Consider the following 15,079-nt stretch of genomic DNA (forward strand, 5'->3'; position numbering starts at 1 on the left):
GTCTTGATTTGTTAAGAAGGAAATGACCTTGTCCAAACCAACCTTAGCCGTTGCCTTAATTGTAAAAAATGAAGAGAAGCACTTACAAGCTTGTCTAGACACAGTAAAAGATTGGGTCGATGAGATTGTCCTTCTAGACTCGGGCAGCACCGATCGCACCGAAGAAATCGCCCGACAATACACAGATAAGTTTTACACCAACCTAGATTGGCCAGGTTTCGGTAAACAACGCCAACTTGCGCAGCAATACGTTACGGCAGACTACGTTTTATGGCTTGATGCGGACGAACAAGTCACTCCAGAGCTAAAAGAAAGTATCTTACACGCGGTATCAGCCAATAAGCCTAACGTTTTATACAAGCTTAATCGACTAAGCTCAGCGTTTGGTAAGTTCATCTACCATTCTGGCTGGTCTCCAGACTGGATTGTGCGTTTATATCGCACCGAATATACGCAATATAATGATTCGCTCGTTCATGAAAAAGTTGATGAGAAAAACTATCAAACTGAAAAACTGGATGGTCGACTGCATCACTACACTTACGAGCACCTTCATCATTACATCAATAAAACCACTGGCTACCTCAAGGCCTGGACGGATGAACGTGAAGGTAAAAAGAAAGCGGGTTTAACGACCGCTATCGTTCACGCTCTTGCTAGCTTTTTGAAGATGTATGTGCTCAAACGAGGCTTCCTTGATGGCAAGCATGGCTTCATTCTAGCTTGGCTAAGCATGCACTCTACTTTTGTAAAATATATCGACCTCTACTTACGTGAACAGGCAAAAAAATCATGAAAACGACTTTAATTATCACCACTTACAACTGGAAAGAAGCATTAAAAGCGGTGTTAGAAAGCGTGAAACGTCAAACCGTTTTGCCTGATGAAGTCATCGTTGCAGATGACGGTTCTCGAGACGATACCAAAGCAATGATCGACCAACTGCGTGACGGCTTTCCAGTACCACTTATTCATAGCTGGCACGAAGATAATGGCTTTCAACTTTCAATGAGCCGCAACCGTGCTATCGCAAAAGCATCAGGTGACTACCTCATCATGATTGATGGCGACATGGTATTGTCTCAAACGTTTATTGAATCACATAAACAAGTCGCAAAACCAAATTGGTTTGTGCAGGGTGGACGTGTATTAACGGACGAAAACTGCAGCAAGGCCATCATGGAAAACGGCTTAGTGCCTTCTATCTTCAGCAAAGGCATTCGCAATCGTAAAAACTGCATCACCAACGCTTTGCTATCGAAATGGTTCTCTTACGAGCGCAATAACGATAAAGCCACTCGCGGTTGCAACATGGCGTTTTGGCGACAAGATGTCATCGAGGTGAATGGCTTCAACCAAGATTTTGTTGGATGGGGACGCGAAGACAGCGAGTTTGTTCATCGCATGTTGAATGCGGGTAAGTCACGTCTTTACCTAAAATTCGCAGGTGTAGGCTACCACTTGTACCACGTAGAAAACTCTCGTGCGTCACTCGGACAAAATGACGAGATTTTAGAGAACACCATTAAAAACAAGCTTAAACGCTGTGAGAATGGTGTTGATCAATTTCTAGAAGCTTAAGATTATAAAAAAGGGGCGAAACGCCCCTTTTTTATTGTTGCTGAGATAAAACGAAGTACTTATCGGCAACCATCAATGAGATCAAACGCTCTTTACGTTTATCTTTGAACTGCTCAACCCACTGGTGCGCATTTTCAATGATCGCTAATGCTTCTTGCTCATTCGCTAGATAATAGTCCATCTTTTCGGGCAAATCCGAATAGTCATCCTTCACTTCAACATAGTGGACACCAGCCTCTAACTTACCTTCCATAAACCAAGTCTCATATTTTGGCTTTGACATAATAACCAAGGAGTTAGACGACATAGCCCACTTAAGGTTGGTGGCCACATCATTGCCTTCTATACACAACAAGAACTTGTATTGAAGTTGCTCCTCAATGCTCATAAAACCTTTTTCCCAAGGCTGCCCTTCTACCGGGCGGGTCTGGCCAATGTTGCATTGCGGATGGTTGTAGAACGCATGAATCACCTTTTGACGATGAGGCTGAAAACCCACACCACGCCAAGCGACCATGTCCTTTTTATCTTGATAGCGAACAGGATCATCAACAAATTTAAAATGACGAACTTGGTTGAGTTTCAATACCACTGAATTTTGGTTGCTACCAAAAATAGGGCGGCTTTTTATAAAGCTCGGTACATTGGGAATGTGTGTAACATCACCGTTGATGTAGTTAAACGCAAAACTGGAAGGGAAATAGCGTACAACTTGGCGAAGATCGAAAAAATACGTCCAACCTTTCGTTTTTTTGAATGTATCGACAGTCGCGTAACTCTGTTCTCGGCTATCGACTGAAAACGGCATTTCACACTTGTTGTAATAGTTCACCCGCTCAAGGCAGAGTTGCTTCTCGGCTTCAGTTAAATTCGAAAGTAAACGCTTTGCTTGTGCTCGATATACAAAACGAGGGATAAGTATCGAGAGAGCGTTTGAGAAATAATAAGGGAATTTACTGTCTTTCATTCAGTTTTTCCCCAATCGCGATGGCTACTGGCTTGGGAACGAACTGATCGATACTTCCGCCATGAATGGCCACTTCTCTCACGATAGTCGACGATAGAAACGCAAACTCTTCTTCAGGTGTCAAAAATACACTTTCGATACCTGGTAATAGCTTTCGGTACATGTTGGTCAGTCCAAACTCGTATTCAAAGTCTACCGTTGTTCGCAAACCACGAATAAGAACCTTAGCTTGCTCATCTCTCGCGAAGTCCACTAATAACCCAGAGAACCCCTTTACCGTCACCCCCGGTAAATGCGCTACAACGTCCTGCATCAGTGCAACGCGCTCTTCCAATGAAAACATGGTGTTCTTCGATGGGCTTGCGGCTACGCCAATCACAACCTCATCAAACATTTCGTGAGTGCGTTCTATTAGATTGAGATGACCATTAGTCACTGGATCAAAAGTGCCCGGATAAATGACTTTCATATAATTTACTAAGTTATTCGAAACTGATTGAATTATTGAGGCTCGAGCGCAAGATTACAACAACTTAAGCTCGATATTAGCTCGTCTTACTTCTGACACTCACCACAAAAGAAGGTATTACGCTGCCCTATTTTTAGCTCTTGAAGTCGTTCGCCGCACTCTGGGCATGACTCTCCGGCTTTTCCGTAAACTAGTAACTCTTGTGCAAAGTAACCCGGCTTTCCATCGGCTTGCGCAAAATCTTTCAGCGTAGTTCCACCTTGCGTAATGGCAATCTCAAGTGTCATTTTGATATTTTCAACAAGTAACCCCCACTCTTGAGAAGTCAGCTTACCTGCGGGCCTTGAAGGGTGAATTCGAGATTTAAACAACGACTCATTCGCGTAGATGTTCCCGACACCAACCACGACTTTGTTGTCCATGATGAACTGCTTGACGGCAACACGCTTATTTTTAGCTTTCTCCGCTACATATTCCGCATTGAACTCTTTAGTTAATGGTTCAGGCCCCATGTTTGCTAGTACAGCATGTGACTCGCCAGGAGCACACCATAACCATGCCCCAAAACGACGCGGATCGTTATAACGCAGTATTTTTCCACTGCTTAGTTTGAGATCCACATGATCGTGCTTTGCTGGCGGAAAGTCGGCATCTAGGACACGTAAAGACCCAGACATGCCCAAGTGAACAATGGCTGTACCTGTGTTTGTCTCGATCAGTAAGTATTTCGCACGACGGCTAATCGCACGGATCACCTGCCCTTCCAATTTTTTAAGCTCTATAGGAATATCCCAGCGCAATTTAGGCGTTCGAAAAGTAAACGACTGGATCGTTTGTCCAACCATGTGGGGGCTAATCCCCATACGACTGACTTCAACTTCTGGCAACTCAGGCATTAGATTCTCCAATTCACCGGCTAATAGTTCTCGCTGCTAGCATAATCGAAAAGAAAAACGATAAATAGAGAAGCTTATTAGGGGTATAGACGCAAAAAGGCTTTACTCTGGCATAAGGTAGTTTTCATCGACGGAGATAGCGACCCATTTGTCTTGCCAGGTTTTAAATAGCCAGAAATCAGGTAAACGAAAGAAAGTCACCCGCTGCGGCTCTTCGAGATCTTGATACCAGACTTCTACCGTTTCAGGTGCCGTCAGGTTAGGTTTTAAATGATCGAACTGTTCCGAGGTAAGCTCGGTCCCTTCCAATGATTGCCAGCGTGATACAAGTTCACTGATCGGTGCATCGACTTTGACATTAGATTGCCACCGTCCATCATGCAGTTCGAACTCCCAGCCACTATAGTACAAAGACTCCACCGTATAATCGGAGCGAAGTACATTTGGGTAGGGGTCTGCTTGGTCTGTTAATAGGTAAGTTTTGATCCACATCGGCGCATTTAAGATCACTATAAACGCGATAATGCCCAGAATAAGAATATTGTTCCATCGGCGGCGACGAGCCGGACTCACACGCATAACCATCTCTACTCTCTTATAGTTATGAGTAAACTACCAAAGACTATTGAGCTTGACTAGAACAACGGTGTGCAAGTGTGTAGAGAAGTGGTGACTAAGCGACAGAGAGCGATCAATCAAAAATTCAAGTATAGAGTCGGACCAGTAAAATGACTTCAGCAGTGCTTTATAATCCGATGACGTACTGAACATTTTTCTTCAAGTAATAAAAAACCCAACTCGAAAGTTGGGTTTTTCAATTCATCAAAGAGACTGAAACCAATTATTTGATTTTTGCTTCTTTGTACATAACGTGCTGGCGAACTACTGGATCAAACTTTTTGATCTCAAATTTGCCTGGCATGTTACGCTTGTTCTTATCAGTTGTGTAGAAGTGGCCTGTACCTGCAGAAGATACTAGACGGATTTTCTCACGAACGCCTTTCTTTGCCATTGCTTATTTCCTCTTAAACGTTTTCGCCACGTGCACGCATGTCTGCAAGAACAGTATCAATACCTTTCTTGTCGATGATGCGCATACCTTTAGCAGATAGACGTAGTTTAACAAAACGTTTTTCGCTCTCTACCCAGAAACGATGAGTTTGTAGGTTCGGCAGAAAACGACGCTTAGTAGCATTTCGTGCGTGTGAACGGTTGTTACCCGTTACTGGACGCTTACCAGTTACTTGGCATACTCGTGACATGAATGTCTTCTCCAAAATCGTTTCAGCTCGATATCAACCTTGGTGGCCGAACCTCTCTATCTCTCGAAAAGAAGTTAGAGGTTAAGAACCGCTATGGAAAATCCATACAAGGCTATCAAAGGTCGCGCATTATACTAACTTGATATGCATTGCTCAAGACCCGAACAGATCCTTTTTACAGGTTTTCGTGATCTTTTTTTAGACAGCAGATTTTTTTAGCAGTCCAAGCTGAATTCAGTTAAAAATTTAGTGGCGTGGATGATAGCAGATTTTTAGCAACTAACAACCTAAAAAACGCACAGTTATATCCAGCCTCTTTCAGCAAAAGAGACACTTTCCCCATCTCCGATGACGAAATGGTCCAAAATACGAATATCCACCAATGCTAATGCGTCGGTGAGACGCCTTGTAATCCTTCTGTCAGCTTGGCTCGGCTCAGCAACGCCTGAAGGATGATTGTGCGCCAAAATCAAAGCCGCCGCATTATGATGCAGAGCTCGCTTGACGACTTCTCTCGGATAAACCGACGCGGCATCCAACGTTCCTTCAAATAAAATTTCATCTTTTATCACTCGGTGCTGGTTATCGAGAAAGAGAATATAAAAAGCCTCTCTTTGCCGATCCCTTAAAATAGAAGACAGATATAACTTAGTTTGGTCGGGACTGGTTAAGGCATCACCACGCTTTAGCGTCTCCGCCAAGTAGCGTTGCGTCATTTCTAGTACCGCTTGCAACTGAACATACTTGGCTTGCCCCAATCCTTTGTGACGACAAAACTCTTGCTCTGATGCTAAAAATAGTTGTCTGAGCGAACCAAAGTCTTGAATAAGGAAGTCTGCAAGCTCAATCACGTTCATTCCGCGGGTGCCTGTGCGCAAGAAGATGGCCAGTAGCTCAGCATCGGTCAATGCTTGCGGTCCTCGTTGCAACAACTTCTCTCTGGGCATGGACTCAGTTGGCATAGCTTTCAGTATCATCTGATGTCTCTTTATATGGAAAGTGCCCCTATTCCACAAAACAAAAAGCGAAAGTCGAGTATGACTTTCGCTTTCTTCGTACCATCAGTGCTTTCAATGCAACTTAACAGTTCATCAGAGTTTAAAGTTGCCAACCAAGCCGTGAATTTCTGTTCCAGATTGTGATAGCTGCGTGCTGATTGACTCGGCATGCTGCAACGTCTCATTAATGTTGTTCACGATCTGTTGAATAGCCACTAAGTTTTGGTTGATGTCTTCTGCAACCGCACTTTGCTCTTCGGCGGCAGACGCGGTTTGAATACCCATATCTCGAATCGTACCGATAGAATGATGAACACCAGAAAGAGATTGCTGAATGAGCGCCGATTCTTCCGCCGTTTTTACACCTCGTTTTTGGCTCACCGACATTGTACTGACCGCTCTTGATACACCATTTTGCAGCTGCTTAAGCATGTCACCAATTTCATGAGTACTATTTTGCGTACGACTGGCTAACGAGCGAACTTCATCCGCAACGACGGCAAACCCTCGGCCTTGCTCACCCGCTCTAGCCGCTTCAATCGCCGCATTTAGGGCCAACAAATTCGTTTGCTCGGCTATCTCGCCAATCACATCCAGCACTTTGGTTATTTTTTCGGTTTGTAAACTCAACTCAGAAATTGCATCTGACGTACTGTCTATCTCCCTCACTAGCTCGGTAATGCCTTCAATTGCTTGTTCCACTTCACGCTGAGCTTCGGTAACTTGACTGTTGGCATCCTCAATCGCCTGTGCAGTCGCATTGGTATTGCTGGCCACTTCTTTGGCTGTCATGCTCATTTGTGTCACCGCAGTCACGACTTTGTCCGTCTCTAAACAGTGATCCTGCATTTGACCGCTCGCTTGGCTGGTCTGAGTGTTCAGGCTTTGAGAAACGGTCTGTACTGTCGTCGCAGAGCGATGAATGTCTTGCATCAGTGGGTGCAGCTTATCCATAAACTCATTAAACGCGGCCGCCACTTCACCGACTTCATCCTGACTTTCGACTTTTAAACGAGCCGTTAAGTCACCGCCGCCTGCGGCTACATCTTTCAATGACGCCGCGACATGTTGTAATGGCTGAATGCCTTTCGACACCACGATACTGGTGAGAATACTGGTGATGATCAATCCAATAACGGAAATCAACACGGCAGATAACGTATGCTCTTTTAGCTCTTGAGTCTTTAACTCTCTGTGCATCGCAACTTGCTGGTCGATGTCATCAATATAAACACCAGTGCCTAAAACCCAGTCCCATTTCGATAAATATTCTGCATAGCCTAGCTTAGGCGCTTGTGCGTCAATGGTCGGTTTGTGCCACGAGAAATAGAGGAACCCATCCCCTTTTTGAGAAGCATCAATCAAGCCCGCGATAACTGCGACCCCATTTTCATCTTTTAAGTCGTAAAGGTTTTTACCCTCTAAAGAAGGTTTGATGGCATGTAACGTATTCACACCTTGAGAGTCGTAGGCAAAAAAGTAACCATCGCTTTCAAAGCGCATGGCTTTCAGAATTTCTTTTGCTGCCTCTTTATTACTTCCATTTACATCCGTGTCGTATAACGGTTTTATCGCCGTCACACCCATCATCATGTAGGCTTGTAGCTCTTTCTTCTTCGTTTCGATGAGCTCTTGCCTGTCTCTTGCCAGCTCCGCTTCCAAACTTTTACTGCTGTTGATGTAATACACCACTGAGATCAACGTGGTGATCAACAACAGTGGAATTAGGGTTATCAACAGCAATTTATTTCGACTTTTCAACACCATGGTTTCCACTACCTCTTTTTCTTTTCAGACTTGCAAACTCCGCGCAACTTGTCTGTGAGGTAGGCGAGAATTTTCCCTTCCTCGGTCAGATTAATACTCTGGAGTTTGATGTGAATTATCTTCTCGTTATATATGCTCGGGCGGTCAGACTTTGAATTGTGTTAAAATCCGGTCATCAAATTGGAGATCTCACATGCAAACACTAGCAGGAAAGAAAATTCTACTCGGCATCAGTGGCGGTATTGCCGCGTATAAATGTGCGGAGCTAACCCGTCGCCTCATAGAGAGGGGAGCGCAAGTTCAAGTTGTAATGACGAAAGCCGCAAAAGAGTTCATTACCCCTTTAACCATGCAAGCCGTTTCGGGCCGTCCTGTCTCGGACAGTTTACTAGACCCAGCAGCGGAAGCCTCTATGGGCCATATTGAATTGGCCAAATGGGCAGATTTAGTGCTATTAGCGCCCGCGACCGCGGACTTAATCGCGCGCATGTCCGCAGGCATGGGGAACGATTTACTTACTACGCTCGTGCTCGCGACGGATTCCCCTGTTGCTGTTACTCCTGCGATGAATCAACAGATGTATCGCAATATCGCAACCCAAGAGAACATCGCTACGTTAGCGCGTCGTGGTATGCACATCTGGGGCCCTGCGGCAGGAGAGCAAGCCTGTGGTGATGTAGGACCAGGTCGAATGCTGGAACCAATGCAGCTAGTACATCTATGTGAACAGTTCTTTCAACCAAAATTGCTAGAAGGTAAGTCGATACTCATTACCGCCGGACCAACTCGCGAAGCGATTGATCCAGTGCGTTACATTACGAACCATAGCTCCGGGAAAATGGGCTATGCATTGGCGAGCGCCGCAGCGCAGATGGGAGCAAAAGTCACCCTCGTGAGCGGTCCTGTCAGTTTAAATACGCCCGTAGGTGTTGAGCGCATTAATGTTTCCAGTGCACAAGAGATGCACGAAGCCGTTATGACACATGCAAACAGGCATGATGCGTTTATTAGCTGCGCTGCCGTTGCCGACTACCGCCCACAAACGATCGCGTCTCAAAAGTTGAAAAAGACAGAAGACAACGACGAAATGGTCATTAATATGGTTAAAAATCCTGATATTGTTGCATCTGTGGCAGCAATGACGGAGAAGCGTCCGTTTACCGTCGGTTTTGCGGCTGAAACCAATGATGTAGAGACCTATGCTCGAGGCAAGTTAACAAAGAAAAACCTCGATATGATCTGTGCGAATGACGTTTCGGTTGCAGGGCAAGGATTTAACAGCAACGACAACGCGATTACCCTGTACTGGCCTGAGGGTGAACTTGCGCTTGCTTTAGAATCAAAAGAAGCATTGAGCTTTAAAATTCTCGAAAAAATGCATCACTTGATGTAACTAACGTTTGAAAACCCTGCCAACTTTTCACAAAAGCTGGCATAAATTTGGTACAAACATGACAACTAAGGGTGTTAAATCTCCCATTCCACCCTTAGTGGTCTAGTTTGAGGCGAAATAGCGTCTTATAATCCCCTCCGCTCAACTTTGTATTTTGAAAGGAAGTAACTAATGGCCGGCAGTAAAAAATCCAACCGTCGTGAAGAGATCTTACAAGCATTGGCAGAAATGCTTGAATCAACAGATGGCGCTTCACGCATTACTACGGCAAAACTGGCCAAGCAAGTCGGCGTTTCAGAAGCCGCGCTGTATCGTCATTTCCCAAGTAAAGCGCGCATGTTCGAAGGGTTGATTGAGTTCATTGAAGAAGCCTTGATGACACGTATCAACCGTATTCTAGACGACGAAAAAGATACTCTAGAGCGTATTCGTATGGTGATGCACCTTATTTTGGCGTTCTCTGAACGTAACCCTGGTCTGACACGCATTTTGTCGGGCCATGCTCTAATGTTTGAAAATGAACGCCTACGTGAACGCATCAATCAACTCTTTGAGCGCATAGAAACACAATTGCGCCAGATCCTGCGTGAACGTAAGATTCGTGAAGGGAAGTCTTTCCCTGTCGAAGAGCGCATCCTAGCCGCGCAAATTCTGGGACAAGTTGAGGGTAGCCTAAACCGCTTTGTGCGTAGCGACTTTAAATACCAGCCGACTGCAAACTTTGACGAGTACTGGGCGCTTTTGAGTGCACAAATAAAGTAAAAGACTATGAGTAAAGACAAATACACGCAGCCCGAGTTTTCTCTTTCACTTCTTCACCCTCGTAACTGGGGCGTATGGCTTGGGTTTGGTCTGTTGGCCATCCTCGTCAATATTCTTCCTTATCGGCTGCTGCTTTCATTAGGTCGTTCACTCGGCAAACTTGGCATGCGCTACGGTAAAAAGCGTGTCCACGTTGCTCAACGTAACTTAGAATTGGCCTTTCCAGACAAAACACCTGAAGAGATTCAACATATTGTTGAAGAGAACTTCAAAAATACCGGTATGGCACTCATAGAAACCGGGATCACTTGGTTCTGGCCGACTTGGCGCTTTAAAAACCTGATCGTCGAGAAAGATCTCGGCGCACTGCGTGAAAAAGCCAAAGAAGGTAAAGGCGTCCTACTTTGTTGTGTCCATGCTCTTAATCTAGAGATCACTGCACGTGCTTTCGCCGTGCTCGGCGTGGCCGGGTACGGTGCGTTTCGTCCGCATAATAATCCTGCTTATAACTTTATCCAGTATTGGGGACGGACACATAACGGCAATAAATTGATTGATCGTAAAGATGTGAAAAAGATGATTCGTGTATTACGCAGTGGTGAGCGTCTGTTCTATCTGCCGGATCACGATTACGGTCGAAAAAAATCTGTATTTGTGCCCTTCTTTGCCGTAGACGATGCGTGTACGACAACAGGTACAAGCATTCTGGCGTATACCTCAAAATGTGCGATCATCCCAGGCTCAGGGTTTCGCAATGGTGAAGGGAAATACGACATCATCGCCGATAAGTGCATTGAAGCCGACTATCCACAAAAAGACGAAGTCGCCGCTGCCGCTTATATGAACAAGTATGTGGAAGAGGTCATTCTGCGCGCTCCAGAGCAATGGATGTGGCTCCATAAACGCTACAAAACCATGCAAGATGAGCATGTCGAGAAAGGCATTCGCTATAAGTAAGTCGTCAAGGCGATAAATCCAAAAACAAAAAAAGGGCAGATGGATATCCATCTGCCTTTTTTACTTTTTCAGAAAAAGTAACAAATTAAATGCCGTATTCCGAGCGATAGGCTTTAACTGCTTCCAAGTGCTCAGCAGCGTCACCTTTCTCTTCTAAGTAAGTCACAAGATCACCCAAACTTACAATTGAAATCACGGCACAACCAAAGTCACGCTCAACTTCTTGAATCGCAGAAAGCTCGCCCTTGCCCTTCTCTTGGCGGTCGATAGCAACCAACACACCCGCAAGGTCAGCGCCATTTGCTTTAATAATTTCCATCGATTCACGAATCGCAGTACCTGCTGTGATTACGTCATCCACTAGCATGATACGACCTTCTAACGCAGAACCAACAAGGTTGCCACCTTCGCCATGATCTTTTGCTTCTTTACGGTTGAAACAGTAAGGCGTGTCGACGTCATGATGATCTGCCAGTGCGACTGCTGTTGTCGTTGCAATAGGAATACCTTTGTACGCAGGGCCAAACAGTACATCGAACTCAATGCCAGAATCAGCGAGCGCGGCTGCGTAAAAACGGCCTAGACGAGCGAGATCACGACCAGTATTGAAAAGACCAGCGTTAAAGAAGTACGGGCTTTTACGGCCAGATTTCAAAGTAAACTCACCAAACTTAAGAACTTCTTTCTCAAGTGCAAACTCAATAAACTCACGCTGGTATGCTTTCATGGATTTCTCTCAATTTTCTTTTCGTGTGGGGATCAGATCCTAGGACCTAGTAATATGCAAAAAAATAGCTTCCTTTCGGGGAAGCTATTTAAATAAATCATTAATTTTGTAACGCCGCCTTCTGCGCTGCGACAATTTCCGTAATGCCGATTTTCGCCGACTCGAGCAATGCCATCAGCTGTTCGTGACTGAACGGTTCACCTTCTGCGGTGCCCTGAATTTCAATCATCTTACCTTCTTCTGTCATTACCACGTTCATGTCTGTATCGGCTGCTGAATCTTCAACGTATTCAAGATCACACAATACTTCATCGCCTAGCAAGCCGACAGAAACCGCAGCTACGTGGCCTTTCATTGGATTCGCTTTTAGCTTACCGCTATCCACTAGGTGTTGGAACGCATCGGCCATTGCAACACTTGCGCCGCTGATGGATGCAGTACGCGTACCACCGTCAGCTTGGATAACGTCACAGTCAACGGTGATCATGAACTCCCCCATAGCTTTTAGATCGACAACGGCACGTAAGCTTCGCGCAATAAGACGCTGAATTTCCATCGTACGGCCGCCTTGTTTGCCACTTGCCGCTTCACGACGAGTACGAGAATGTGTTGCTCGAGGTAGCATGCCGTATTCAGCTGTAACCCAGCCTTTACCTTGGCCTTTTAGCCAACGTGGCACAGATTCTTCGACGGTCGCATTACACAACACTTTGGTGTTACCGAACTCAACTAGCACTGACCCTTCAGCGTAAGCTGTGTAGTTACGAGTAATTTTGATAGGGCGAACTTGATCCGCCTTGCGATCGTTTGGACGCATGGGCATCTACCTTAAATATGAGGAGAAGACGATTTGGTTGGGCGAAGATTATAACGGAATCGATTCCGGATTCATAGGTTACGCCGCTGGCACAACATAAACAATCCATACATCCCGCGCACCTATCGACGCAGCGTGATACACTCTTGAAGTAATTTTCAAAAAATGAAGACAGGAAAATTCGATGATTTACAGTATGACAGCGTATGCACGCAAAGAAGTAAAAGGCGACTGGGGTTCTGCGGTATGGGAAATCCGCAGCGTGAACCAGCGTTATTTAGAAACATACTTCCGCATGCCAGAACAATTTCGTGGATTAGAGCCCGTTTTACGCGAGCGTTTTCGTAAGCGCTTAGCGCGAGGCAAAGTGGAATGTAATCTGCGTTTTGAAGCAAACCCTGCCGCAAAAGGTGAGCTTAGCATCAACGAAGCGCTTGCTAGCCAGGTAATTAAGGCCGCTGAACAAGTCATGCACATGACTGGTGAACTGAGCCGAATCAATCCATTTCAAGTCATGCAATGGCCGGGGGTAATGGAAACGCCAGAGCAAGACATGGATGCGGTAAATAAAGTGCTACTAGAAGCGTTTGATGGCGCAATGGATGAATTTATTGAAGCGCGCGCTCGTGAAGGCGAGAACATGAAGGCGCTGATTGAACAGCGTTTGAACGCCATCTCTGCAGAAGTCGTAAAAGTGCGTGCGCGCATGCCAGAAATTTTAGAATGGCAACGTGAACGACTATTCTCGAAGTTCGAAGACGCTAAAGTGGAACTGGATCCGTCTCGTATCGAGCAAGAGTTGATTTTGCTAGCGCAAAAATCGGATGTTGCTGAAGAACTCGATCGCTTGGACTCTCACGTAAAAGAAACCACAAACATTCTGAAAAAAGGTGGCGCAGTGGGTCGTCGTCTAGACTTCATGATGCAAGAGTTCAACCGTGAATCGAACACGCTAGCGTCGAAATCCATCAGCACAGACATCACAGCATCGGGCGTTGAACTGAAAGTTCTGATTGAACAGATGCGTGAGCAGATCCAGAATATTGAATAATTTCCACATACCTCCATGTTGTTATTTAAAACAATAAATATCAAAATCTTAACCAAAATTAGATTCCATACCGGTCCATAGAGAACCACCTTTAACCACCACAAACTGGTGGTTAAAGTGGTGGGTATGTTACACTACCTTCAGAGCATGGCGGTGGGTAAAGTAAGGCTCCGCCGATTTAATGGGTATGGAGTTAAGTTAGGATGTCTCAGTTAACAGTTAAGAAAGTAGAAGCATTAATTAAAGCTGGTGGGGATAAAACAAAGCGCTATGGTGATGGTGGTGGTTTGTATTTGGTTGTTCCCCGCTCTGGCTATCCTAGCTGGATGCTACGTTTCACATCTAACAAAAAGCGCCGCGAAATGACACTCGGCAAAGTCAGTGACATATCTTTGCGAGACGCCCGACTCCTAGCTGCCGAAAAAATGAAACAAGTCCGTGAAGGGTTTGATCCGCTCATACAACGCAAGCGCGCAGAGCAAGAAAAAATTAAAACCGTTAACGACTTGTTTTCAGACTGGTATCCATCCCTAGAAAAACGTTTAAAGCACCCTAACATTCCGAAACGTGTCTTCTTAAAAGATATTGCCCCTCATATCGGCGATATCCCGCTCGAGCAAGTCAACGCTCGTGATATTCGTACCACTATTAATGCCATTATTGCTGCTGGAAAACCCGCAATTGCGAATGACGCCCTTAACTATTGTAAACAACTGTTCAACCATGGAATGAAGCTCGACCTCATGCAAGGTAATCCTGCTTCTGCATTTACGGTTCGGGATGCTGGCGGTGTGGAAAAGAGCAGAGATAGAGCCTTAACTACCGAAGAGCTCAAGCAGTTTTTTAATACCGCTAAACAAAACCCGATGAGCTTTACCCGTGACAACTATTTAGCATGCGCCTTACTAGTGTGCTTAGGTGTGCGTAAATCCGAGCTGTGCGAATCCAAATGGGAAGAGTTTGATTTAGAAAAAGCAGTGTGGGAACTCCCAAAAGAACGCAGCAAAACCAATGTCGCTCTTACTATCCCTTTAGCTACACCAGTATTAGAATGGCTTGAAGAACTGAAAGTGAGAAGCTTAGGCTCTGAGTATGTATTCCCTAGTCGTCGATCCAGTAAAAATCCACATATGGGGCCAGATACGCTTAATCGTGCGATTACCAAACTATTCGGGCATGAACCTGGTAAAAAGAAACAGCCGCCGAATCTTATGGGGGATATGCCTCACTTTACTGTTCATGACCTACGCCGTACGTGCCGAACCCTATTGGCACAACAAGGCACCTCCGGCCATGTGGCCGAGAGGTGCTTGAATCACAAGTTAAAAGGTGTTGAAGGGATTTATGACCGACATGATTATTTTGAAGAGCGGAGAGAAGCACTAGATAAATTAGCTCTATCGATATCTAAAATTATTGCTTAAATGGGTAC

The 15,079-nt window shown here is 45.2% G+C and carries 17 protein-coding genes; 7 read left to right on the top strand and 10 right to left on the bottom strand.

The features are described from left to right. The first annotated feature begins 28 nt into the window (after positions 1-28). Both F7Y48_RS13510 and F7Y48_RS13515 read left to right on the top strand, forming a co-directional pair. Positions 29-796, top strand: coding sequence for a glycosyltransferase family 2 protein (locus tag F7Y48_RS13510; RefSeq protein WP_005395793.1), 768 nt, complete (start codon positions 29-31; stop codon positions 794-796). After that, the gene (locus F7Y48_RS13515; RefSeq protein WP_053808663.1) at positions 793-1,581 is read left to right on the top strand and encodes a glycosyltransferase family 2 protein; all 789 of its coding nucleotides are present in this window, start codon (positions 793-795) and stop codon (positions 1,579-1,581) included. Before F7Y48_RS13510 ends, F7Y48_RS13515 begins: the two co-directional genes overlap by 4 nt. Positions 1,582-1,612: 31 nt before the next feature. Here the strand turns inward: F7Y48_RS13515 and F7Y48_RS13520 are convergent, their stop codons facing one another. From F7Y48_RS13520 to F7Y48_RS13555, 8 genes are all read right to left on the bottom strand, one after another. Further along, entirely contained in the window at positions 1,613-2,548 is a 936-nt protein-coding gene (locus F7Y48_RS13520) for a glycosyl transferase family 90 (protein WP_316684573.1), read from the bottom strand. Further along, positions 2,535-3,017 (bottom strand): pantetheine-phosphate adenylyltransferase, encoded by a 483-nt coding sequence (coaD, locus tag F7Y48_RS13525; RefSeq protein ID WP_005395788.1) that lies wholly within the window; start codon positions 3,015-3,017, stop codon positions 2,535-2,537. Before coaD ends, F7Y48_RS13520 begins: the two co-directional genes overlap by 14 nt. A gap of 86 nt (positions 3,018-3,103) precedes the next feature. After that, positions 3,104-3,913, bottom strand: a complete 810-nt coding sequence (gene mutM, locus F7Y48_RS13530; protein ID WP_316684574.1) for a bifunctional DNA-formamidopyrimidine glycosylase/DNA-(apurinic or apyrimidinic site) lyase — start codon at positions 3,911-3,913, stop codon at positions 3,104-3,106. Positions 3,914-4,015: 102 nt separating this feature from the next. Next, positions 4,016-4,492 carry a hypothetical protein gene (locus F7Y48_RS13535; RefSeq protein ID WP_258459880.1) on the bottom strand — a complete coding sequence of 159 codons (477 nt, stop codon included), beginning with the start codon at positions 4,490-4,492 and terminating at the stop codon, positions 4,016-4,018. Between the two features lie 262 nt (positions 4,493-4,754). After that, complete coding sequence (gene rpmG / locus F7Y48_RS13540) at positions 4,755-4,925, bottom strand: 50S ribosomal protein L33 (protein WP_004410866.1); 171 nt, start codon at positions 4,923-4,925, stop codon at positions 4,755-4,757. Between the two features lie 13 nt (positions 4,926-4,938). Further along, entirely contained in the window at positions 4,939-5,175 is a 237-nt protein-coding gene (gene rpmB, locus F7Y48_RS13545) for a 50S ribosomal protein L28 (protein ID WP_005384783.1), read from the bottom strand. A gap of 302 nt (positions 5,176-5,477) precedes the next feature. Continuing rightward, complete coding sequence (radC, locus tag F7Y48_RS13550; RefSeq protein ID WP_258507102.1) at positions 5,478-6,152, bottom strand: RadC family protein; 675 nt, start codon at positions 6,150-6,152, stop codon at positions 5,478-5,480. A gap of 114 nt (positions 6,153-6,266) precedes the next feature. Then, positions 6,267-7,940: a methyl-accepting chemotaxis protein gene (locus F7Y48_RS13555; protein ID WP_258507105.1), complete on the bottom strand. Its 1,674-nt coding sequence runs from the start codon at positions 7,938-7,940 to the stop codon at positions 6,267-6,269. Positions 7,941-8,133: 193 nt separating this feature from the next. Between F7Y48_RS13555 and coaBC the strand changes: the two genes are divergently transcribed. From coaBC to F7Y48_RS13570, 3 genes are all read left to right on the top strand, one after another. Then, positions 8,134-9,333, top strand: a complete 1,200-nt coding sequence (gene coaBC / locus F7Y48_RS13560) for a bifunctional phosphopantothenoylcysteine decarboxylase/phosphopantothenate--cysteine ligase CoaBC (protein WP_258507106.1) — start codon at positions 8,134-8,136, stop codon at positions 9,331-9,333. A gap of 171 nt (positions 9,334-9,504) precedes the next feature. Next, the gene (slmA, locus tag F7Y48_RS13565; protein WP_005379386.1) at positions 9,505-10,095 is read left to right on the top strand and encodes a nucleoid occlusion factor SlmA; all 591 of its coding nucleotides are present in this window, start codon (positions 9,505-9,507) and stop codon (positions 10,093-10,095) included. Between the two features lie 6 nt (positions 10,096-10,101). Next, positions 10,102-11,052, top strand: a complete 951-nt coding sequence (locus tag F7Y48_RS13570; RefSeq protein ID WP_086046439.1) for a Kdo(2)-lipid IV(A) acyltransferase — start codon at positions 10,102-10,104, stop codon at positions 11,050-11,052. An 85-nt stretch (positions 11,053-11,137) separates the two neighbouring features. Here the strand turns inward: F7Y48_RS13570 and pyrE are convergent, their stop codons facing one another. Then, positions 11,138-11,779: an orotate phosphoribosyltransferase gene (pyrE, locus tag F7Y48_RS13575; protein WP_124007343.1), complete on the bottom strand. Its 642-nt coding sequence runs from the start codon at positions 11,777-11,779 to the stop codon at positions 11,138-11,140. Positions 11,780-11,879: 100 nt separating this feature from the next. Further along, the gene (rph, locus tag F7Y48_RS13580) at positions 11,880-12,596 is read right to left on the bottom strand and encodes a ribonuclease PH (RefSeq protein WP_225461837.1); all 717 of its coding nucleotides are present in this window, start codon (positions 12,594-12,596) and stop codon (positions 11,880-11,882) included. Between the two features lie 184 nt (positions 12,597-12,780). Between rph and F7Y48_RS13585 the strand changes: the two genes are divergently transcribed. Beyond that, positions 12,781-13,647, top strand: coding sequence for a YicC/YloC family endoribonuclease (locus F7Y48_RS13585; RefSeq protein WP_046874112.1), 867 nt, complete (start codon positions 12,781-12,783; stop codon positions 13,645-13,647). 203 nt (positions 13,648-13,850) lie between these two features. After that, complete coding sequence (locus F7Y48_RS13590) at positions 13,851-15,071, top strand: tyrosine-type recombinase/integrase (RefSeq protein ID WP_316684670.1); 1,221 nt, start codon at positions 13,851-13,853, stop codon at positions 15,069-15,071. Positions 15,072-15,079: the final 8 nt, after the last annotated feature.

This window comes from Vibrio sp. 2-1-2a, assembly GCF_032648565.1.
Lineage (GTDB): Bacteria > Pseudomonadota > Gammaproteobacteria > Enterobacterales > Vibrionaceae > Vibrio > Vibrio diabolicus.